The sequence below is a fragment of the Tolumonas osonensis genome (genome assembly GCF_014202415.1).
GTDB classification, from domain to species: domain Bacteria; phylum Pseudomonadota; class Gammaproteobacteria; order Enterobacterales; family Aeromonadaceae; genus Tolumonas; species Tolumonas osonensis.
This window is the reverse complement of the sequence record NZ_JACHGR010000002.1, coordinates 387,914-409,310: the sequence shown is the minus strand read 5'-3', so window position 1 is coordinate 409,310 and position 21,397 is coordinate 387,914. Positions and strand designations below refer to the sequence as shown.

Below are 21,397 nucleotides of genomic sequence, written 5' to 3'. Positions count from 1 at the left end.
ATCCAGATTTAATTTTTTCATGGAATATATAACGTAATATTCCACTCAGTACTTGTTATCAATATAAATTGAGCGAAGTATCGGCTGGGAACTTGGTTCAGAGGATAAACGTGACGGGAGGAGGCGAAACGATGGCAGGGATGTGATCGTTATAGAGTGGTAATGCGAGTGCCAGAACAGCGGTGTTCTGACGCGAAAATTCTTTTAAAGTCAAAGAAATAGGTGGAAAGCCGTTGCAAAGCGGCAGACAGGAGGAGCACTGGACAGAATCATGGTTCACCACCAGGGGTTTCTGTTTTCCCTCGACCGGTATATAACAGGAGGCCGGCATAACCGAGACTATATCGGTTTTTGCTAAAGGTATGGCCTGAGATGATTGATTTACTGGTGCTTCATTCATCATGCGCCATGCAGCAACAGACTGGAAAGGCATCCAGGTCGCCAGCATCAGCATAATAATGAGCCCCATTCGAGCAATCATTTTGCACGTCTCAGGTTTAATTCGTGTTGTTAGATTAGAACCAAAAACTTATAAATTCAATATTGCCACTATGGTAAGGTTTGAACATATTTTAATTATTTTGACTACACTTAAATAAATTAACAGCTTCTTGCCGTACCTATATCTTTAGTTGTTGTTTGTCGAAATATGTTTACCCCTATATCAGGAACGCACACCCCGTTTTATTCCATCGGGGAAAAAGTAAGGAGCGGCGATCATGAAAATCACCCATATACATTCTGCCCCTGTGACAGAAAAACCGCAGGATGTGGATCCCGTCTGCGGGATGGAAGTGAAACCGGATAGCCCTTATCAAATGCAGTACGAAGGCCGGATGTATTATTTCTGTAGTGAACATTGTCTGCACAAATTCAAAGCCCATCCTGAGCAATACCGGAAACAGCCGACAGTGGAACAAGTCAATCTGAATCCGGATTCGGGTGTGATGTATACCTGCCCGATGCATCCCGAAATACGGCAGGATCATCCCGGTAGCTGCCCGAAATGCGGGATGGCGCTGGAGCCGGAACAACCGCAATTGGAGAAGGAAGACAATCCGGAACTGCGTGATTTCCAGCATAGGTTCTGGTTTACGTTGCCACTCACGGTCGTTGTTACGTTACTGGCGATGTTTGGGCATCGGGCTGAATTATTCAGCATGACGACGCAAAGCTGGGTTGAGCTAACGCTGTCAATACCGGTGGTGTTATGGGCCGGATGGCCATTCTTTACCCGCTGGGCACAATCCATTTTGCATCGGAATCCTAATATGTGGACGCTGATTGGAACAGGAACCGGTGCCGCTTTTATCTACAGCGCGGTTGCGACCATTGCGCCTGATATTTTCCCTGTTTCATTTCAGTCTATGGGGCGGGTTGCCGTCTACTTCGAGGCAGCGGATGTCATCATTTCACTGACTTTACTGGGTCAGGTGATGGAGTTGAAAGCGCGTTCTCAAACATCCGAAGCGATCCGTTTACTCATGGGGCTGGCCCCCAAAACGGCACGCAAAATTTACCCCGATGGTACGGAGGAAGACATTCCACTGTCTCATGTTCACGTGGGGGATGTGCTGCGTATCCGCCCCGGCGAAAAGGTACCGGTAGATGGCGTGATTGTGGATGGTTCCAGCACGGTCGATGAATCCATGCTGACTGGCGAACCGATACCGGTTAGCAAGAAACAAGGCGATAAAGTCATTGGCGCCACGATGAATACCACGGGCGCACTGACGATGCGTTCGGAAAAAGTGGGTTCACAAACCGTGCTGGCGCAAATTGTGAATATGGTGGCACAGGCACAACGCTCTAAAGCACCAATGCAACGAATGGCTGACCGGATTGCCGGTCACTTTGTCGTGACGGTTGTCCTGGTCGCTGTCATCACGTTTTTTGCCTGGGGGCTGTTTGGTCCTCCTGCGACCGGGTGGGAATATGGGCTATTGAATGCAGTCGCCGTGCTGATTATTGCCTGTCCGTGTGCACTGGGACTGGCTACGCCGATGTCGATCATGGTTGCGACAGGGAAGGGGGCAACCAGGGGAATACTGTTTCGTGACGCAGCGGCGATAGAGAATTTCCGCAAAGTAAACACATTAATTGTCGATAAAACAGGGACCCTGACGGAAGGGCATCCCGTGTTTGAACAAGCGATCCCGGCAGAAGGTTTTGAGAAAAACGAGATCCTGCGGATTGCAGCCAGTCTGGATCAGGGGAGTGAGCATCCACTGGCCCGGGCCATCGTCGATGCCGCACGCTTAAATGGATTGCTGCTGGAGGCGGTAAGTGGCTTCGAGACCATTTCCGGAATCGGTGTGAAAGGTCTCGTCTCTGGCCAGCAAGTGTTGCTCGGAAATACAACGCTGATGGAGCAGATGAAGGTAGAAACGCTCGCATTACGTTCCAATGCAGAACGCCTGCGGACAGAAGGTGCCAGTGTGATGTATCTGGCCATAAATCAGAAATTAGCCGGATTATTGGCGGTCAGTGATCCTATCAAAGCATCCTCTTTTGAGGCGGTGAAATCGTTAAGTGAAAGCGGGATCTCGGTCATTATGGCCACGGGGGATGGTCTGACGACTGCGAAAGCGGTAGGGAAAAAACTCGGTATTTCCGAAGTTCATGGTGAAGTTAAACCGGCTGACAAATTAGCGCTGGTGGAAAGTTTGCAGCAGCAGGGGTATGTGGTTGCCATGGCCGGTGATGGTATTAATGATGCGCCGGCACTGGCAAAAGCCGATGTGGGTGTCGCCATGGGGACAGGAACGGATGTGGCGATGAGCAGTGCACCCGTGACGTTAGTCAAAGGCGACTTACGGGGAATAGCCGTCGCGCGAGCGTTATCAGAGGCCACCATAGCCAATATGAAACAGAACCTGATGTTTGCCTTTGTTTATAATGCCCTTGGGATCCCACTGGCCGCCGGTGTTTTTTATTCCGCGACGGGCATGTTGTTATCCCCGATGATCGCCGCATTAGCCATGAGCCTGAGCTCTGTTTCTGTGATAACGAACGCCTTGCGGTTGAGGCGTGAATAGGCAAGGTTATTATTTACTATGTTACTTAGCAGAGTAACGTTACTGGTGTGACAAACCCGGCTGGTTTTACTGCAAGTACCGAACATTCTAATTGATCCAGAATGGCTTCAGCGGTATTACCGATGATAAATCCGGGAATACCTGTCCGTGCGATCGTTCCCATAACAATGAGATCTGCTCTTACTGCTTTAAGGAGTGCAGGTATTGTTTTACGCGCAGATCCCATCGGTAGGTGAACTTGAGGAGATAAATAGGAATATGCCTCGGCACCAAGCCGATCACGGAGTTTTTTGATCAATGCATCCATACCGGCTTGATGACGTGCACGCTCAGCATCAATCTCCCTTATCGTCGTGGTATCAGGCTCATTAATCCATCCTCGGACAAACTCGATTTCGGGTACATCCCATGCGTGCACAAGATGTAATTCTGCAAATTCGGATAATGCAAGAGAGTTAGCAAGATCCAGAATTTGTTGGTTTAACAAAGACTGGTTCTGGTCATCAGGATCAAAATCAAAAGCTGCGACGATACAATCGTAATTAGCTTTTTCTTGTGGTTTCATCAGCCAGATCGGACAAGGACATTTACGTAACAGATGCATATCATCACTTCCGAACAGGTGCATCATCCAATCAGGATTTTCCGCCCCCTTTATCACGAGATCATAATTGTTACGTAGTACGGCACGGATCACTTCGAGAAATTTTGTGCCTACCCGAACCTCAATATCTACATCGTGCACGTTTGTATAAGATGAAATTAACGATTCCAGCATATTCCAGCGTTTAGATATTAATGCTTCCGTCAGATCAGTAGAAATGCTACCAACTGTTTGCTCAGGAATGACATCAATAATTGCCAGATGGGCCTGATTGCTATGTGCCAGTGATACAGCGCGGATAATATTGGTTTCCTGAGCAATGGATGGTTCAAAAACATACAGAATGTTTTTAAAACTTCTCATTAATTACGCTCCTGTTTGGTCAACACTACTGTTAAAACGGCCTTCCATCAGACGATCTGCTGCTTCTTTTGCTGCATCAGCATAAGGAATCAATACTAGATCCACCCCAATTTGCCGGAACTGAGCTGCATCCCGGTAACCAGAACTGGCAATCGCAACCTTGCCGGGATAGTTTTTCTGTTGTAACCCATGAAGTAGTACACGGTTGATGCCCGGATCGCGTATTGTGCTGACAACCCAACGCACATGTTGTAATGGCAGGGTTGCCACGAACTCAGGATCTTCTGCATCGCCATAATGCACTTTGAAACCGTCGCCGATATGTTTTTGTACTGTAGTCGGATCGAAATCTACTGCCAGGAGTCTGCAGCCCCGCGCGCGTAGGTTTTCAGCCAGAGCAGCGCCATATCGCCCCAGACCGATCACTAAAATATCTATCTGATCTTCATTATCCAGCGAGCTGTCCAGCTCGCGATGAGGTACTTTGCGTTCAAATATCGAAAGCCATGGCGCAATACGTTCATAAATGGAATGGGAATAGATAATCATGTAAGTGGACGCACTGATGGTGACTAATCCGACCAATGTAATTAATCCGACGGTTTCCTGTTGCAAATGTCCCAGACTCAGACCCAGTGCAGCCAGAATCAGGGAGAATTCGCTGATCTGAGCGACAGTCAGACCTGCCAGAAATCCAGTACGCTTACGATAACCCATGTAGCCCATTATCATCATGACGATCAGTGGGTTACCAATCAGTACAAACAATGAGAAAACAATCGAGGCACCCATCTGAGCTCCCAAAATACTCAGATCGAGTGTTGCGCCTAGTTCAATGAAGAAAAAAAGGAGTAGAAAATCGCGAAGGCTGACTAATCTCGCGGCTACTTGCTCGCGGTAGGGCGTTGACGCAATAGATACACCGGCGAGAAACGCTCCCACTTCTTTACTGAAACCTAGCGTATCTCCGCCGACCGCACCGAGCATGGCCCAGGCAATCGCGAATAACATCAACAGTTCCGGCATGTGTGCCAAACGAAGCAATAAACTGGGTAACACGTAACGCATGAGCAAGGCTACCGTCAGCAGCATTGCTACACCTTTCAAAATAATTCTCAGGATTTCCCAGCTCATGTGTATTTCGCCTGCCGGCTGCCCAAAAGCGGTTAGTCCGATCATCACGAGTACTACCACAATATCCTGTACAATCAGAAAACCAACGGCAATCCGACCGTGCAATGAATCGACTTCACGCTTGTCGGATAGCAGTTTAACGATGATGATAGTACTGGAAAATGTCAGTGCTACTGCAACATACAAAGCAGAGACATGCGGCATTCCGAGCATCAGGGCGATCAAATATCCGACTAATGAAGTAAACAGAACTTGTCCAAGGCCGGAAGCTAGTGCGACGGGGCCGACAGTCCGGATAATGTGTAAATCAAGTTTTAGTCCTACCACGAAGAGCAACAGGGCAATGCCGAGCCCGGCAAATAATTCAATTTCACTACTGCGTGTGACCATCCCCAAAGCAGAAGGGCCAAGGAGAACACCCACTGCGATAAATGCCACAATCAGTGGTTGGCGTAACAGTTGTGCCAACCCTCCTCCGATGGCAGCCAGGCCGAGAATTGCAGCGATTTGAACAAATAAACTTTCAAACATAGCTCTATGAGGTCCCGGATTTTCAGATTTAACACGCATGTGATGTGGTCGAAAACCATCACATGCGTTTCCTGTGAAGCTTACTATCATTATGGTTCATAAAATGATGGAGTAGTGTTGGGTTTAATCAGAATCCCTGTTCTGTGGAGGTGAACAGGAGCTGCGCCTGAGGCGTCAATAAGCGAGGTTATCCGGCACAGGAATATAAAAATATTGGGTTCGTTAATAGTTATATTCTCCAGAATTCATAATTCGCATATCTGGAATTGTAAACTTTAATCCTGAACATTAATTTAAGAAGGGCGTCGAAGTGTTCACATTCCGATCTTTTTATAAAGAATCATAGAGGCATGGTTTGTAATGGATAATTTTAGCTATAAAAATACAACACAAATACATTTCGGTAAGGGTCAAATTTCAAAACTGAAAGATGAAATTCCTGCGGATGCCCGTGTTCTGATCACCTACGGCGGTGGCAGCATCAAGAAGAATGGTGTATTTGAGCAGGTTCAGGCTGCACTGGCGGGGATTGCCCATTTCGAGTTTGGCGGCATCGAGCCCAACCCGCACTATGAAACCTTGATTAAAGCGGTTGACCTGATTAAGCAGGAAAAGATCAATTATATTCTGGCTGTCGGCGGCGGCTCAGTGATCGATGGCAGTAAATTCATTGCTGCTGCGGCACTTTATCCTAGCGATCCTTGGGAAATCATTCAGACCTATGGCGCAAAAGTGACCAGCGCATTACCGCTGGGTTGTGTGCTGACATTGGCTGCCACCGGCTCTGAAATGAACAAAGGCGCCGTGATCACAAAAGCTGAAACCAAAGACAAGCTGTTCTTCTTCTCTGACCATGTTCAGCCTCGCTTCTCGATTCTGGATCCGGAAACGACTTATAGCCTTCCTGCAAAACAGACCGGCAATGGTGTTGTCGACAGCTTTGTGCACGTGGTTGAACAATATGTCACTTATCCGGTTAATGCAAAGGTGCAGGATCGTTTTGCCGAAGGTCTGCTCCTGAATCTGCTGGAAGATGGTCCGAAAGCACTGGAAAACCCGACCGATTATGATGTTCGCGCCAACCTGATGTGGACCGCTACGCTGGCGCTGAACGGCCTGATCGCAACAGGTGTGCCGGCAGACTGGGCGACGCATATGATTGGTCAGGAGATCACCGGTTTATACGGTCTGGATCATGGTCAGACGCTTGCCGTGGTACAGCCAGCGGTGTGGCTCTACAAAAAAGAGCAGAAAAAAGCGAAGTTACTGCAATATGCGGAACGCGTGTGGGGCTTACGCGAGGGTGATGAAGATAGCCGTGTGATGGCGGCGATTGAAAATACCCGTCAGTTCTTTGAAACGATGGGTATTCCGACCCGACTGAGCGCGTATGGCCTGGATGCCAGCATCATTGACCCGGTGGTGGCGAAACTGGAAGAACACGGCCATGTGAATCTTGGTGAACATGGAGATATCACCGCTGCGGATGTGAAGGAAATCCTGAAGCTGGCATTATAAGTTCAGCGCAATAAGCCCGGTTTAGCCGGGCTTATCTCATATACCCCGGTGTTTTTTCCGGAATGAAACCGGTGACTCGCCAATATTTGAGCTGAAGAACCTGGAAAAGACAGACTGGGAAGAAAAAAGCAGACTATCGCTGACTTCCTGCATATTCATGTTTGTTGTTGAAAGCATCTCACACGCCTTTTTAAGACGTACTTTTCTCAAAAGCAGGGAGAAATTCATATCTTCAAACTTCAGCTTTTGATTAAGCGTCCATCGGCTGATTCTGAGGTGATTACAGACATATTCCAGAATGCTGTTTTCTGTCTCTATATCGCGGGCGGCCATTGCCTTTTCGATTAAGACAATTACCATATCCATGAATGAACTCTTGGATAATAAAGATGTTGTCTCGCGTTCGATCTCTGCTTTTTGGTATTTATACAGGAATGGATTGAAATTTGAATTTTTACTAAACAGATGTTGATTTTTAACGATAATGTAGTTGCTATCCTGATTGAATATACAGTTTCCACCAAAAAAACTCACCAGTAAGTCTTTATGTTTATTGGTTGCCAATCCTGTTTTTATCTCGGCATCTGCGTGGTACATTTTAACAAGAGAGTACAAATAAACCAGTACACCAATCAGAGAAGACATATTTATCTTGTTAGGGCTAAAGTCGATGATTTCTATTTTGGTTTCATCAGGTTTTACTGAAACAATAATTTCTTCAACATTACCAATGATAACCCTGTGATTTATATAAGCCAGCAGAGCATCATATGCTGATTTTTCATTCAGGCAAAGACTGGCCAGTTGAGGGAATAATGCATATGAGAAGTCGATACTATTCTGACTTGTAATAAATTCAATCGTTTTCTCACTCCAGGTCTCAAGATATTGTGACCCATGATCGATAAAGGAATAATACTGATTTTCAGATAGCCTCACGCCTGGCGTTTCAATTTCGTAATCGCTAATCCCACTCTTTTTCAATAATTCTGATGTGTTCAGTCCCGCGTCATACAAGGCACTGTTTGTTTTAGCAATTATTAAATTCGAAATGCTTTTTATCATATTATCTCAGATGGGTCTTTTTTCTCTATCAATCAACATGCCTACTTTTTCATATTAAATATCGCGAATGATCTATAGTGCATGGATTTCGTGATGGTGGTCACATTATATTTTTATGTAATAAAGTGTAAATATGTGAGAACTTCAATGTTTCGCCATATATCCCCCGCAGGCAAAAACATTCACCGCCATGCAAAAGACGAAGTTTTAATTCTGCTGTAACTTGCACATACCGTATTTTTACGGACTGCCATCAGAAAGGCCAATAAAGCATATTTATTGGTTTGCCCGCAATTATATGAAATTCAAAGGAATAATATATGATGACGAAACCGAATAATACAAGGCCAAGTGTAGTAGCGATGGCTGTATGTGCGGTGTTATTTGCATCCATATCAGGTTGTAATAATGATGACAATAAATCCACATCGTCAACACCGGTTAAAGATAATGCTTATTATAAGGCTATGGCGGAGTCATTAGTCTCCAAAATGACGACCGAAGAACAATTAAATATGCTGGCTGGCCCAGGATATTCTCTCACCAGTGCAGGTTTTGGTGTGAACTATGATGTCTTGGTTAATCTTAAATCTGATGTACCGGGTACGGTTGGCTATATCAACGGGGTCTATAACGCTGCAACGGGTATCGATATTGCCGCTACCAAGCTAGCAGATGGGCCTGCGGGTGTCCGGATCAACTCAACACGTTCCGGTGAATCAGGAACCTTCTATGGCACAGCTTTTCCTGTCGGCATACTATTGGGTTCAACATGGAACCCTGAACTGGTACAGGAAGTCGGAAAAGCAATTGGTAATGAAGTGAAGGAATATGGCTTGGACTTCTGGCTTGCTCCGGGCATGAATATTCAGCGTAACCCATTAAATGGCCGTAATTTTGAATATTTTTCAGAAGATCCATTAATTTCAGGTGTCATGGCGGCAGCGGAAGTAAATGGTGCCCAAGCGGAAGGCGTTGGTACGACCATTAAACACTTTATTGCCAATAACGGGGAAACATCCCGGAATATAGTCAACAACGTTATTTCTCCACGCGCTATTCGTGAAATTTATCTGCGTGGCTATGAATATGCCGCCGAACATGCTCATCCTTGGGCTGTTATGACGGCTATGAATAAAGTGAATAGCACGTACACCGGACAATGGAAAGATCTGAATACCTCGGTATTACGCAATGAATGGGGCTATGAAGGTTTTGTCATGAGTGACTGGTTTTCGGGAGATGGCAGTTATGTCGATATGATTAAATCGGGTAATGATTTGATTGAACCCGGCGGACGAGGATTACCTTATGGTTTTGGCGATGCATTAACCGCATTGAAAGAGGGGTATTCATCCGGAATATTGAGTTCTGGTGATATTAAACAAAGTACTGTCCGTATTCTGACACAGGTTTTGAAAACACCATCAAACCAGAATTATATTCCTGACAATAATCCGGATTTGAATATGCATGCAATCCTTTCAAAAGAAGCCGCCAAAGAAGGTATGGTGCTGCTGAAAAATACGGACAATAGTCTGCCAATCAGCCGTTCAGATAAAGTCGCGCCTTTTGGTATTGCAGCGGTGAATACACTGAAAGGTGGTGGCGGTAGTGGCGATGTGAATGCCGCTTATACTATCAACATTATGAAAGGGTTATCCAGCCAGTTCGCGATTGATTCAACGCTTGATAATTTCTATAACGATTTCTTTGCAGCAAATAAAACATCCACTAATTTTGGTGGTATATCAACCATCATCAGTTGCCGGGAACCTGATTCTACGGAGATGACCTTAGAACAAATTAACACGGCTGCTGATAATAATGATGTTGCAGTGATCAGTATTGGTCGTAATTCCTCACAAGGTGTCGATCGTACAAATACGGCTGGTGATTATTTGCTTTCTGCTGCTGAAAGCGAGTTGATTAATAATGTGTCGACTGCGTTTCACAATCAGAACAAAAAAGTGATTGTGGTACTGAACACCGCCGGTGTCATGGATACCACTGCCTGGCAGGATAAGGTCGACGGCATATTGCTGGCTTATATGCCAGGTCAGGAAGCGGGGGATGCGATTGCCGAAATCTTATCCGGTGATACCAATCCAAGCGGTAAACTGACCCAGACATTCCCGGCCAGCTATGTGGATGTTCCTTCGTCTGGCACTTTCCCGGGCGTTGATACCAATGGTGACGGCAGAGTCGATACCAATTACTACAACGATGACATCTATGTCGGCTACCGTTATTACAATTCCTTCAACAAACCAGTCGCTTATCCTTTTGGATATGGATTGTCATACACCACGTTCAGCATCAGTGATTCTGCAGTTTCAGCCAATACACTTGATAAAGGCGCTAATGGCAGTATTACGCTGACAGCAACGGTGAGCAACACCGGCAGTATCGCAGGCAAGGAAGTGGCTCAGGTCTATATTAATGCGCCGGAAGTGAAGTTGAAAAAACCAACCATAGAGCTGAAAGCGTTTGATAAAACCAGCGAACTTGATGCGGGAGCATCTGAGAAACTGAGTTTCAATATTCCTGCCAAGTTACTGGCCAGCTTCGATCCAGATAACAACCAGTGGATCGTAGAACCGGGTACCTATCAGGCATATATCAGCAACTCTTCGGATATCTCTGGTGTAGAGCCAGTCAGCTTTACCGTGAGTAAAGAGATTGTGGTGAGTAATACCACGCCTGGCGCTCTGGCGTTGCCAAGTGGTGTTGCGGCATCTGATTTTGTGACTGTTTCCGAGTAATAGTGAAAATGAGGACGGCGTTATGTCGTTCTCAATCCATAACTGGGCATGTGATCATTAGCACAAATACGAATATTACACCCGGATGATAAATATCTGCCCCCTTATGCAAAGGCTTGGGATATGGGTTTGTATTACAGTAAATCCGCTTTTTATTAATCAGGAAGTCATTAATACATGAAAAACAGACAGCAACGCGGTTTTACTCTGCTTGAAATTATGGTGGTTATTGTAATTCTTGGCATTCTGGCCAGTCTGGTTGTACCTAATCTGATGGGGAATAAAGAGCAGGCTGATCATCAGAAAGCGGTGAGTGATATTGTTGCGCTCGAAAATGCTCTGGATATGTACAAGCTGGATAACACGCGTTATCCGACCACCGACCAGGGCATGCAGGCCTTGGTGAATAAACCTGACAGTGATCCGGTTCCTCGCAATTATAAAGATGGCGGATATATCAAACGGTTACCGGCTGATCCCTGGCAGAACGATTATCAGCTCCTCAGCCCGGGTGAGCATGGCAAGCTGGACGTGTTTTCCATGGGGCCGGATGGAGAAGCAGGTACTGAGGACGATATCGGTAACTGGAATCAGGATAAAACCGCCGGGTGATCGCATGGAGACGTGTATGATTTACAGAATGTCCAAAGGATGGCTACTGAATAAATTTAAAAGCAGTATCGAAAATCATGAGGATTATATCGTTGAGTCCCGTGAGGCGGCCCGGTTTCTTGGTATTTCAGTCCGGGAATTAAAAGAGTCTATATTAAAAACCGGGAAGCTGAACGGATTTGCCTCTCCTCGCGCTTATAAGGTGGGGAACCAGTATTATTTTTTTATAAACGAACTTCATGCCATTAAGGCTTGATGGAGTACGAATCATGTTGAAAACCACGCCCATTGGACGTGGTTTTTGTCTGTGAAGTTCAGATTTGATTCAGCACTACCGGGTCAACCCAGTAACGCTACAACATCACACAGGCTATTGTCGTTGATGTGCCGGATAATCCGGACGAGAACCAGATCAAACAGGCGATTGGATCAGCGGCTGCGCATTACTTGCAAACATCATTGCGGCCAAATGATCTGGTTGGTGTATCCGCCTGGAGCGGCACGATCACGGCCATGGTCGATAATATGCATCCACTGAATGTGAAAGCCCGGGGAGTTATCCAGTTGCTGGGTGGGGTTGGTCCGAATGGGAACGTACAGGCCACACTGTTAACGCATTCACTGGCCAATATGCTGAACTGTTCACCTTCTTTACTTCCGTCACAGAGTATTGAGCGTTCTATCGATGATAAAAAACGCTTAATGGCAACCCAGGAAGTCTCGGGCGTGGTTGATCAATTCAAAGAAGTTGATCTGGCCATTGTCGGTATCGGCATGCTGGAACCTTCTGAATTATTGCGCAGTTCAGGCAACTATTATCATGGGGAAATGCTGGGCACACTGGCTCAGCGCGGTGCGGTCGGCGACATCTGTCTGCACTACTATAACGAAAATGGTGAACCGGTATTAACTGAAGAAGAAGATCCGGTGATCGGTATGCCGCTCGAACTGGTTAAAAAATGCCCGCGTGTTGTCGCATTGGCGGGTAGCCTCGAAAAGAGTGTGGCGATCAAAGGCGCATTAATAGGTGGTTATGTCGATGTCTTGATCACCGATCGGTTTACGGCAGAAGCGTTACTGCGTTAACGCGGTCAGTCAGAATGCTTTTTTCCCGCATAATGGTACTTTTCTGCACGATTTGGCGATTGCGTCAAAGTCTCCACCATCACGACCGCGGTATATCAGGGACATCATGCCGCGATCGATGTGTAGTTCGCATTTCAATCTATATCGAGGCTTTCCTGTACTCAGGAAAGCCTCAGATTGCTTATAAACTTCTTACATTTTTTCACCGTTTGAGGCGATCACATCTTTGTACCAGAAGAATGAATCTTTGCGATAACGGTTCAGGGTTTTTAAATCAAACTCTTCACGATCGACATAGATAAATCCGTAACGTTTCACGATGCCTTCATGGGTAGAAACCAGATCAATCGCTGACCATGGGCAGTAACCCATCATCTCAACCCCATCGGTAATCGCTAACTGAATCTGTTCAAGATGTTTACGCAGATATTCGATGCGGTAAGCGTCGTGGATCTTGCCATCTTCAGTTAAGGTGTCATAAGCACCCAATCCGTTCTCAGTCACGATCAATGGCAGGCGGTAACGTGAATACATTTCACGAACGGTTGATCTGAAACCAACTGGATCGATCTCCCAGCCAAATTCGGTGGTCGGTAAGTTCGGGTTACGGAACCCTTTATAGAAGCCTTTTTCACCACGTTGATGCTGCTGATCTGAACCTGCAGTTTGCTCTTCTTGATCATCCATCGCGTAATGTTCAACCGTCATGGTGTTGTAATAGTTGAAGCCGATGAAGTCAGGATTACCATTCTTCAGCGCTTCTTCATCACCTGGGGCGAAAGTCGGTGTCGCATCGTTTTCTTCAAGATAGGCCCAAACCAGATTGTTATAAACACCGTAAACAGACATATCCAGATACAGCCAGTTTCTGATGGCGTTGGTGTTTTGCGATGCAATGACATCTTCCGGTTTGCAAGAAGCAGGGTAGACCAGAGAGATATTCGGTGCCGGACCGATTTTACCGCCTTCTACCATTTCGTGGCATAACGCCATGGCTTTGGCCTGAGCAACCAGCATGTGATGGTTTTGCTGATAGATCTCTTTGATTTCGTTGGTGCAACCTTCAGGAATATGCAGCGTGCCGATAAGCGGGCCCACTAACGTCAGCATGTTCTGTTCGTTGATGGTCAGCCAGTATTTCACGCGGTCGCCGTAGCTTTCATACATCAGCTTGGCAAATTCAACAAACCAGTCAACAGATTCAGGGTTTGACCAGGAACCACGCGCATCTAATGCTGCAGGCATGTCGAAGTGGAACATCGTCACTAACGGGATGATGTCATGTTTTAAGCATTCATCGATCAGGTTGTTGTAGAAATCAATCCCTTCCTGGTTGATGCGGCCTGTGCCTTCAGGTAACAGACGTGACCAGGAAATGGAGAAACGATAGACTTTAAAGCCCATCTCAGCCATTAACGCGACATCTTCTTTGTAACGGTGATAGTGGTCAGCACAAACATCTAAGCCACTGGTTCCTGGTGGTAATTCTTTCACGTCCTGACAGGAAGGCCCTTTACCGTGAGTCAGGCTTGCACCTTCTACCTGATAAGCTGAAGTTGAGGCGCCCCAAAGGAAGTTTTTAGGAAACGGTTTTAATTTCTTGTGATGCATCTGTTAGCCCTTTTGTGTGTTGACCAGAGATAAGAATGACTATGTTGATGGGCTGAGCATAGCAAGCCATGAAATCGGTTTCAGTAACCGGTTTCATTTTGTTTTTAAAAATGTGAGTTATGCCGATTTATGGCATCTGTTTTTGTCATTTTCGTTTTAATGCATCCAACACTAACGTGAAAGCGGGTGTTGGTTGTCGGCGGCTGGGATAATAAAGGTGATAACCGGGAAACGGTGGGCACCAATCTTCAAGAATTCTGATCAGCTTGCTACTCTCAATGTGCGGCAGTAGATCATCTTCCAATAAATAGGCGATACCGAGGCCATCTAAGGCAGCATCAACGATATGGGGTGTCGTGTTGAACGTGACCTGCCCATCAACCCGAACATTAACCTCTTTGCCATCTTTTTCAAAATTCCACACGTAAAGTCCGCCATGTGTTGGCAGACGCAGGTTAATACAGCGATGACTGGTGAGATCGCCCGGAACCTGTGGTATCGGATGTTTTTCAAAATACGCGGCTGATGCAGCTGCCGCCATTCGGATAGGCGGGCCAATAGGCACTGCAATCATGTCTTTATCGATGCTGGTACCAAGGCGAACCCCTGCATCGAAACGATCGGCGACAATATCACGAAATCCGTAGCTGACATCAAACTCGATACGAACATCCGGATACTGGTGCATTAAGGGCATCAGTTTCGGCAACAAAACAGAGCGCATCGCATTCTCACCGGTCGTGATGCGAACCTGTCCGGCTGGTTTATCACGCAGGGCAGATAAGGCATCTAATTCGGCTTCGATTTCATCAAAACGATGACCAATAGAGGCAAATAGATGTTCTCCGGCTTCCGTGAGCGAGACGCTTCGCGTTGTTCGGGTAAGTAATCTGATCCCCAATCGTTCTTCCAGCGTTTTGATCGCCTGACTCAATGCCGACTGCGTGACACCAAGCGCACTTGCAGCACGGGTAAAGCTCCCTTCGCGGGCAATCATGATAAAGGCTTGCAGATCATTTAAGTTGTTTCTGGCCATAGAATTGAAGCATTCCAGCTGAGGGTTTTATTTCAGTTTAATCATTCTACAGCAGAGATTAATTAGTTTTTCTTATAGCTTCGTGAAGAATTGGCTGATAGTCACTCAGCCCAATCTCTATCAATATTCATTCAGTCTTTCGCGTTGGTAGCATCTGAGTTTTTACCTGTCAGCCTGTTAACGCCGATGGCGACAGATCTTCAGGTCACGGAAGGAATGGCAGGACAGTGGATCAATTGTAGGCGGCATGTTGTTTGACCAGTGGGGTTATCAGAGCGCTTTCATTGCCAGCGCTGGCTTACTGCTTCTTTCCGCTTATCTGACGTACATGACAGCACGGACAATGGCTGCTTAATTTATTCTTGAGGAGAAAACCATGAAGCAAATGATTCTTGAACAAACCTTCACACTATCAAACGCTGTCACGATCCCGAAACTTGGGCTTGGTACATGGATGATTGATGATCGTCAGGCAGCGCAAGCGGTGAAAGACGCAGTGGAGATCGGCTATCGTCACTTTGATTCTGCCCAGGGGTACGGAAATGAAAAAGGGATTGGCGACGGTGTCAGACGTTGTGGCGTGGCGCGCAATGAGATTTTAGTGACCAGTAAATTGCAGGCTGGCTATAAAACATATGCAGAAGCTAAAAAAGCTATCGACGGATCGTTAATGGATATGGGACTTGATTATCTCGATTTGATGCTGATCCATAGCCCTCAGCCCTGGATGGAGTTCCGGAACGGAGAACATTTCTTTGAAGGAAATCTCGAAGTCTGGCGTGCTCTGGAAGATGCCTACAGTGCAGGAAAACTGCGTGCAATCGGGGTGTCTAATTTTGAAGCAGTTGATCTGGATAACCTGCTGACCCACGGAACAGTGAAACCGATGGTGAATCAAATATTAGCGCATATCAGTAATACCCCATTTGATGTGATCGAATATTCGCAAAGCAACGGCATTCTGGTGGAAGCATATTCACCGATTGCACATGGCGCGATATTAAACAATCCAGTGATTATGGTGATGGCAGAGACTTATGGTGTCACGGTGCCACAGCTTTGCATCCGCTATTGTCTGCAACTTGGCATGTTACCCCTGCCTAAAACAGCGAATCCTGTGCATATGCGCAGTAATGCAAACATTGATTTTGAGATTTCAGCTGCAGATATGGAAACACTGAAAAAAGTCGAACGGATTAAGAATTACGGCGATGCAAGTCTGTTCCCGGTATTTGGCGGAAAAATGCAGGCTGATGGCACCTGTGTGGCTCAAAATTAATCCTGTGCAGAGATGGAGATACGGATGAACAAAAAAATCAGAATGCCATTTCTGGCTGCTTTAACCTTGGCATACACCGCTTGTCTGAATGTGGCACAAGCCGCAAGTGTGCTGAACACAGAAAAGGAAACCATTGTGCACAACCAACTACGCAAATTAAGTCAGCATCAGGTGGCAATTCATGTCGGTGGCAAAGTGTTTACTGTTGATTTATATGATAACCCAACAGCCAGAGACATGATTAACAGGCTCCCTTTTACGCTGACAGTGAATAAATACCCAGGGTACGATGAGAAAATGATCCGGTTACCCAAAGGGCTTTCTATGGAAGGAGCCCCCCATGGTGATGAGCCTGAGATTCCTGAGGTTGGGTATTATGAACCGGGGCAGTGGATCGCCATCTATTACGGACCAATTGGTTACTGGCCGGGAAAGGTACCGCTAGGACGCATTCATGCCAGTATCAGTGAGCTGCGTGATATTCCGGATGACGCGCCAATCACGATTGAATTAACACAGTAACAGAATAATTTGAGGGCAGACATTATGCCGGAATCCGGAATAATGCTGCCCTCTGAACAGTGTATGAGTTTTGTTAATCGGCTGATCTTCTCATTTTGGGAATGGCATGCCGTGGTTGCCTTTGTAATCCGGTGATTTCGGTTGCTCCCAATCTCGCATTATCATTGTTGACATTCCTCTAGTTCTTTCGGCACGGAATGACATCTTTTCCCTGTCTGCGTTCGGGATAATTAGCAACTGCCTTTATTCGCACCCGGCTGATCTTCCCATTTCGGGAATGGCATGCCGTGGTTGCCTTTGTAATCCGGCGATTTCGGCTGCTCCCAACCATCCAGCAAACTGTCATCAAGTTTGTAAATTTCAATGCCCAACGGACGACATACTTTCAATGGATCCTCCGCTTCCGGTCCCCACAAATGAACGGATAGGTCGCCACCGGGGCAGGTTGAAATAGCACACAGCAGATCGATCTCGGCAAAGAACTCCAAATAATCGCCTTTCTTGGCCGGGCAGGCTTTCATGAAATACATGTCATCACTGTTGAGGCCTGTGCACTGGAATACGTTCAGTACATCGTGCACGTCAAATTCAGTCAGACCGTAGGGCATTACTGCACGGGTCAGGTTAGAGTGACAATGAAAGTCGAAATCCTCGCCGGTCAGCAGTTTGTTGACATACGGGTCGCAGCGGGTGCCTAGCAGATCATGCACACGTCCGCCGTGCTCATCGACACCATAATCAGCCAGACTGTCAGCGGTGATGGTCGCGATAGGGCGCAGGAATGGCAGATTGGACCACAGACGATCAAAGGTAGAAACGTGTGCTCCCTGTAACTGGCGGGTACGGGAGGCCCACATGCGCTCACGTGGGTTGTGCAGATTCCACATGTTCAGATCGCCCACCTGTGCACCTTCTTTAGCGACAATGCGGAAGACGTGTCCGGCTGGGACTACCCAAGCCTGACCGGTGCGGATCGGCACATGAATCGACTGAATCAGTTCCCGTTTACCGGTGGTATCGGCAATTTTCTGGTAGAAGTCGCGGTTCACATCGAGAGCGGAACCTTTGTTGGCCTGATATGCGGCCGGATAGAATTTGGTCATGATTACTCCTTATTTGCGAACAGTCTGAGTAAGGCCTGTTCCGAATCGTCTAGATAGTGAGAGAGCAATTGCTCGGCGTTGTCACGTTGGCCTGCTTGCAGAAATTGATAAATGGTGCGGTCGCGTTCAACCCAGGGTTGTTGGAAGAATTTTTCATCCGGTGCGGATGCAAATAGCAAACGCAACTGAGCCATGATGCTGGCAAAAAAACTGTCGAACCGGCGGCTGCCGAGAATAGAGACGATGGCTTGATGGAAACGCAGACTGTAGGTGGCTGCAGTGGCCCAGTCGTCATCACGGGCTGCAGCTTCTACTGTTTCAATGGCATTGAGCATGCGGGCGAGCGCTTCCTGTTTGATATAACGTCCACCGTTAATGGCTTGTAATTCCAGCGTACGACGAATGATGTAGATGTCTTTAATATCAGTTCGTGCCATCACACGTACCGTAACACCCTTGTTGCGCTGATAGGTCACCAGTCCTTCACACAAGAGCTGCCGTAAAGCTTCGCGAACGGTATTACGAGATGCATCGAAGCGCTCAGCCAGATCCATTTCCACCAGTGTTTGCCCGGCATGTAACTGACCGGCTATCAGTTCATCGCGCAGCAGGCTGGCCACCCGTTCAAACGCGGGCAGGCTGTCATATTGAGTCAGTTCAGGCTGCAGTGACATTTGGTTCTAACTCCAGTTGATTCAGAGCATGTTGCTGGCTTGCCAGAAAACGGCATAAACGTTCATTGTCTGAGTTACGCAATTGCACTGGGGTGCCGGCTGCGCTGATCTGACCCTGTTCCATAAAAATCACCCGGTCGGATACCTTGAACGCAAACTGCATTTCATGAGTGACAATCACCATGGTCATGCCTTCATTGGCCAGATCTTCGATAACCTTCAGCACTTCACCGACCAGTTCCGGATCCAGTGCAGAGGTGGGTTCATCAAACAGCATGATGGCGGGTTTCATCGCCAGTGCCCGGGCAATGGCCACGCGCTGCTGCTGGCCACCGGAAAGCTGATGCGGATATTGATGTGCATGGGCGAGCAGGCCAACCTTATCGAGCAGCGCAAGTGCCAGCTGACGGATATCCTCTCCGGAACCGCGATGGTGATACGTTGGGGCCAGCATGACGTTTTCCAGCGCTGTTTTATGCGGAAACAGATAGAACCCCTGAAATACCATGCCGATGCGATCGATATGGTTGTAGTAATGCTCGTCCGGGCGACCATGAGAAGTTGGATGCAGGAACGGTTTGTCATTCATCCGGATCTGTCCTTCTGTAAGCATTTCCATGCCGTTCATGGTACGAATCAGCGTGGTTTTACCAGAACCGGACGGGCCAATGACGGAAATAACCTCTCCGGGGCGGACCTGCAGATCAATGCCCTTCAGTACTTCTTTACTGCCATACGATTTACGAACATCAATAGCAGACAGAATCGGTTTACTGTGTTCAGACGGTGCTGTTCTTTGTGCTTTTACTGGAGGTGTTACTGAAATGGCATGAGCCAGAGCAATATCATTTTCTGAGGTGGGCGCAGCAATGCGTTTGCTGACATCAAAATGATGTTCCAGCCAGACAATCAGACGGTCAAAGACGGTGACGATCAGCACGTAATAGCAGGCAACGGCCAGCAGAGTTTCCATCACCTTAAAATTCTGGGTATAGAGACGCTGGCCGACCATCAGGATCTCGGCCAGTGAAATGACTGAAACCAGAGAAGTCAGCTTAACGATGGTCACGAACTCATTCGCCAGTGAAGGCAGGGCTATCTTGATGGCCTGCGGAATGATGATCAGACGGTGAATGCCGATAAAACGCATACCTAACGCACGTCCGGCTTCGGTTTGTCCTTTATGGACGGATAGCAGGCCGCCGCGGTGGATTTCGGCAATATAGGCTGATTCGCTCAGGATCATCGCCAGTAAACCGGCTGTAAACGGGGATGACAGCACGTCGGCACTGGCCGGGAAAAACTGCGGTACGTTATAAATGAAGATAATCAGTACCAGCAAGGGCAGGCTGCGGAACAGCCAGATATAGCTGCCAGCCAGCCAGCTCAGCGGACGGTAATGGGCTTGCTTGGCCAAAGCCAGTACCATGCCGAAAATAATGCCACCCAGCCAGGTGGCGACACTGAGTTCGACAACCAGCAGAGAGGCTTCCCAGAAATCCTGAGTCTGAAACAGGCTGAGCAGATAGGGCCAGTCAAATTCCATGCGTATACTCCTTCTTTTTCAGCCCCTCAGCAGAGGGGCTTTAATCATGAGATAATCAGAGTGTGCCGTTCAGTGCGGCGTTGATTTCGGCATCATCAGGAGTAGCAACGCTGTATTTTGTCAGCAGTGATTTGAAATCTGCGGTAGCTTCGACTTTCTGAATTGCGGTTTTCAGTTCAGTAACCAGTGTGTTGTTACCTTTTTTCACCGCCAAACCGACCACAACCGGATAAATGATGTCGCTGGTCAGTATCAGCTTGCCGGATTTATCCGCTGCTGCTCTGGCAACACCGGCATCTTCAAACTGGGCATCAACTGCGTGAGAGAGTACGGCCTGACTGGCTTCCGGGGAGGTTGGAAATTCGCGCACATCAATGGCTGCCAGACCTTGTTTGGCACAGTAGGTTTCAGATACGGTTTTCAGTTTGCTGATCCAGGCTGCACCCTGAATCGAACTGATTTTTTTACCGCACAGATCTTCCGGTTTTTGTGGTTTGAAACTACCGTCTTTCAGTGCCAGCAGTACACCGCCGGTTTTCATGTAAGGAATGTATTCGATCTGTTTAGCGCGTTCTGGTGTGACATACAGAGTGGAAGCAATCACATCAAATTTCTTCAGGTTTACACCCATGATCAGGTTGGCGAAGCGGGTATCCATGAATTGCGGCTCAGCGCTTAACTGTTTCGCAACTAAGCGCATAAATTCCGCATCGAACCCGGCAGCCTCTTTTCCCTCCAGATAGTTGTAGGGAGGATAAGTCAGGTCGGTACCGATTTTCAGTATTTCCATAGCTTGTGCTGACTGGTTCCAGACAGTAAGCAGACCGAATGCAGTTAGCGTTAATCCCACTTTTTTCGCGATGTTCATTCCTTTCATGGCAAAACTCCCTACGTGATTAAGATTGTTCAA

At 47.1% G+C, this 21,397-nt stretch carries 18 protein-coding genes and 1 pseudogene; 8 read left to right on the top strand and 11 right to left on the bottom strand.

Going from position 1 to position 21,397, the window contains the following annotated elements:
• Positions 1-97: 97 nt before the first annotated feature.
• Positions 98-481 carry a hypothetical protein gene (locus HNR75_RS04385; protein WP_188025798.1) on the bottom strand — a complete coding sequence of 128 codons (384 nt, stop codon included), beginning with the start codon at positions 479-481 and terminating at the stop codon, positions 98-100.
• A 238-nt stretch (positions 482-719) separates the two neighbouring features.
• On the opposite strand from HNR75_RS04385, the gene HNR75_RS04380 reads away from it, so the two are divergent.
• Entirely contained in the window at positions 720-3,038 is a 2,319-nt protein-coding gene (locus HNR75_RS04380) for a heavy metal translocating P-type ATPase (protein WP_188025797.1), read from the top strand.
• A gap of 25 nt (positions 3,039-3,063) precedes the next feature.
• On the opposite strand, the gene HNR75_RS04375 is transcribed toward HNR75_RS04380, so the two are convergent.
• Together HNR75_RS04375 and HNR75_RS04370 are read right to left on the bottom strand one after the other, a co-directional pair.
• On the bottom strand, positions 3,064-4,005 hold the full coding sequence (locus HNR75_RS04375) for a universal stress protein (RefSeq protein ID WP_188025796.1): 942 nt from the start codon (positions 4,003-4,005) through the stop codon (positions 3,064-3,066).
• 3 nt (positions 4,006-4,008) lie between these two features.
• Positions 4,009-5,670: a cation:proton antiporter gene (locus tag HNR75_RS04370; RefSeq protein WP_188025795.1), complete on the bottom strand. Its 1,662-nt coding sequence runs from the start codon at positions 5,668-5,670 to the stop codon at positions 4,009-4,011.
• A gap of 360 nt (positions 5,671-6,030) precedes the next feature.
• Here HNR75_RS04370 and HNR75_RS04365 point away from each other — a divergent pair, with 360 nt between their 5' ends.
• A complete protein-coding gene (locus tag HNR75_RS04365) occupies positions 6,031-7,188 on the top strand; it encodes an iron-containing alcohol dehydrogenase (protein WP_188025794.1) in 1,158 nt (385 codons plus the stop codon).
• A gap of 36 nt (positions 7,189-7,224) precedes the next feature.
• On the opposite strand, the gene HNR75_RS04360 is transcribed toward HNR75_RS04365, so the two are convergent.
• The gene (locus tag HNR75_RS04360) at positions 7,225-8,253 is read right to left on the bottom strand and encodes a helix-turn-helix domain-containing protein (RefSeq protein ID WP_188025793.1); all 1,029 of its coding nucleotides are present in this window, start codon (positions 8,251-8,253) and stop codon (positions 7,225-7,227) included.
• Between the two features lie 320 nt (positions 8,254-8,573).
• Between HNR75_RS04360 and HNR75_RS04355 the strand changes: the two genes are divergently transcribed.
• The 4 genes from HNR75_RS04355 (at position 8,574) to HNR75_RS04340 (ending at position 12,716) form a co-directional block, all read left to right on the top strand.
• On the top strand, positions 8,574-11,018 hold the full coding sequence (locus tag HNR75_RS04355) for a beta-glucosidase (protein WP_246358725.1): 2,445 nt from the start codon (positions 8,574-8,576) through the stop codon (positions 11,016-11,018).
• A 177-nt stretch (positions 11,019-11,195) separates the two neighbouring features.
• Positions 11,196-11,630: a type II secretion system major pseudopilin GspG gene (gspG, locus tag HNR75_RS04350; protein WP_188025792.1), complete on the top strand. Its 435-nt coding sequence runs from the start codon at positions 11,196-11,198 to the stop codon at positions 11,628-11,630.
• Between the two features lie 16 nt (positions 11,631-11,646).
• Positions 11,647-11,886: a hypothetical protein gene (locus tag HNR75_RS04345; protein WP_188025791.1), complete on the top strand. Its 240-nt coding sequence runs from the start codon at positions 11,647-11,649 to the stop codon at positions 11,884-11,886.
• 104 nt (positions 11,887-11,990) lie between these two features.
• The gene (locus HNR75_RS04340; protein ID WP_343043244.1) at positions 11,991-12,716 is read left to right on the top strand and encodes a sugar-binding transcriptional regulator; all 726 of its coding nucleotides are present in this window, start codon (positions 11,991-11,993) and stop codon (positions 12,714-12,716) included.
• Positions 12,717-12,908: 192 nt separating this feature from the next.
• Here HNR75_RS04340 and HNR75_RS04335 read toward each other — a convergent pair whose 3' ends face one another.
• Both HNR75_RS04335 and HNR75_RS04330 read right to left on the bottom strand, forming a co-directional pair.
• Complete coding sequence (locus HNR75_RS04335; RefSeq protein WP_188025790.1) at positions 12,909-14,327, bottom strand: glycoside hydrolase family 1 protein; 1,419 nt, start codon at positions 14,325-14,327, stop codon at positions 12,909-12,911.
• A 145-nt stretch (positions 14,328-14,472) separates the two neighbouring features.
• Complete coding sequence (locus tag HNR75_RS04330; RefSeq protein ID WP_188025789.1) at positions 14,473-15,363, bottom strand: LysR family transcriptional regulator; 891 nt, start codon at positions 15,361-15,363, stop codon at positions 14,473-14,475.
• A 376-nt stretch (positions 15,364-15,739) separates the two neighbouring features.
• Between HNR75_RS04330 and HNR75_RS04325 the strand changes: the two genes are divergently transcribed.
• Positions 15,740-16,642 carry an aldo/keto reductase gene (locus HNR75_RS04325; RefSeq protein ID WP_223157756.1) on the top strand — a complete coding sequence of 301 codons (903 nt, stop codon included), beginning with the start codon at positions 15,740-15,742 and terminating at the stop codon, positions 16,640-16,642.
• 24 nt (positions 16,643-16,666) lie between these two features.
• Entirely contained in the window at positions 16,667-17,164 is a 498-nt protein-coding gene (locus HNR75_RS04320) for a cyclophilin-like fold protein (protein WP_223157755.1), read from the top strand.
• Between the two features lie 230 nt (positions 17,165-17,394).
• Here HNR75_RS04320 and HNR75_RS04315 read toward each other — a convergent pair whose 3' ends face one another.
• The 5 genes and pseudogenes from HNR75_RS04315 to HNR75_RS04300 all read right to left on the bottom strand — a co-directional run bounded on the left by HNR75_RS04315 (position 17,395) and on the right by HNR75_RS04300 (position 21,364).
• Positions 17,395-18,267 carry an urea carboxylase-associated family protein gene (locus HNR75_RS04315; protein WP_188025788.1) on the bottom strand — a complete coding sequence of 291 codons (873 nt, stop codon included), beginning with the start codon at positions 18,265-18,267 and terminating at the stop codon, positions 17,395-17,397.
• 2 nt (positions 18,268-18,269) lie between these two features.
• Positions 18,270-18,941: a GntR family transcriptional regulator gene (locus HNR75_RS04310; RefSeq protein WP_188025787.1), complete on the bottom strand. Its 672-nt coding sequence runs from the start codon at positions 18,939-18,941 to the stop codon at positions 18,270-18,272.
• Complete coding sequence (locus tag HNR75_RS15650) at positions 18,925-19,707, bottom strand: amino acid ABC transporter ATP-binding protein (protein ID WP_425506759.1); 783 nt, start codon at positions 19,705-19,707, stop codon at positions 18,925-18,927. Before HNR75_RS15650 ends, HNR75_RS04310 begins: the two co-directional genes overlap by 17 nt.
• Before the next feature lie 135 nt (positions 19,708-19,842).
• Positions 19,843-20,487, bottom strand: a pseudogene (locus HNR75_RS15645) (amino acid ABC transporter permease); the annotation flags it as partial.
• 55 nt (positions 20,488-20,542) lie between these two features.
• Positions 20,543-21,364, bottom strand: a complete 822-nt coding sequence (locus tag HNR75_RS04300; RefSeq protein WP_188025785.1) for a transporter substrate-binding domain-containing protein — start codon at positions 21,362-21,364, stop codon at positions 20,543-20,545.
• Positions 21,365-21,397: the final 33 nt, after the last annotated feature.

What these genes read in the sequence shown, in the direction of transcription:
- HNR75_RS04335 (WP_188025790.1), bottom strand. Translation starts at nt 14,327, where the DNA reads ATGCATCACAAGAAATTAAAACCGTTTCCTAAAAACTTCCTTTGGGGC.
- HNR75_RS04330 (WP_188025789.1), bottom strand. Translation starts at nt 15,363, where the DNA reads ATGGCCAGAAACAACTTAAATGATCTGCAAGCCTTTATCATGATTGCC.
- HNR75_RS04355 (WP_246358725.1), top strand. Translation starts at nt 8,574, where the DNA reads ATGATGACGAAACCGAATAATACAAGGCCAAGTGTAGTAGCGATGGCT.
- HNR75_RS04345 (WP_188025791.1), top strand. Translation starts at nt 11,647, where the DNA reads ATGATTTACAGAATGTCCAAAGGATGGCTACTGAATAAATTTAAAAGC.
- HNR75_RS04300 (WP_188025785.1), bottom strand. Translation starts at nt 21,364, where the DNA reads ATGAAAGGAATGAACATCGCGAAAAAAGTGGGATTAACGCTAACTGCA.
- HNR75_RS04375 (WP_188025796.1), bottom strand. Translation starts at nt 4,005, where the DNA reads ATGAGAAGTTTTAAAAACATTCTGTATGTTTTTGAACCATCCATTGCT.
- HNR75_RS04385 (WP_188025798.1), bottom strand. Translation starts at nt 481, where the DNA reads ATGATTGCTCGAATGGGGCTCATTATTATGCTGATGCTGGCGACCTGG.
- gspG (WP_188025792.1), top strand. Translation starts at nt 11,196, where the DNA reads ATGAAAAACAGACAGCAACGCGGTTTTACTCTGCTTGAAATTATGGTG.
- HNR75_RS04370 (WP_188025795.1), bottom strand. Translation starts at nt 5,670, where the DNA reads ATGTTTGAAAGTTTATTTGTTCAAATCGCTGCAATTCTCGGCCTGGCT.
- HNR75_RS04320 (WP_223157755.1), top strand. Translation starts at nt 16,667, where the DNA reads ATGAACAAAAAAATCAGAATGCCATTTCTGGCTGCTTTAACCTTGGCA.
- HNR75_RS04380 (WP_188025797.1), top strand. Translation starts at nt 720, where the DNA reads ATGAAAATCACCCATATACATTCTGCCCCTGTGACAGAAAAACCGCAG.
- HNR75_RS04310 (WP_188025787.1), bottom strand. Translation starts at nt 18,941, where the DNA reads ATGTCACTGCAGCCTGAACTGACTCAATATGACAGCCTGCCCGCGTTT.
- HNR75_RS04315 (WP_188025788.1), bottom strand. Translation starts at nt 18,267, where the DNA reads ATGACCAAATTCTATCCGGCCGCATATCAGGCCAACAAAGGTTCCGCT.
- HNR75_RS04325 (WP_223157756.1), top strand. Translation starts at nt 15,740, where the DNA reads ATGAAGCAAATGATTCTTGAACAAACCTTCACACTATCAAACGCTGTC.
- HNR75_RS04360 (WP_188025793.1), bottom strand. Translation starts at nt 8,253, where the DNA reads ATGATAAAAAGCATTTCGAATTTAATAATTGCTAAAACAAACAGTGCC.
- HNR75_RS04365 (WP_188025794.1), top strand. Translation starts at nt 6,031, where the DNA reads ATGGATAATTTTAGCTATAAAAATACAACACAAATACATTTCGGTAAG.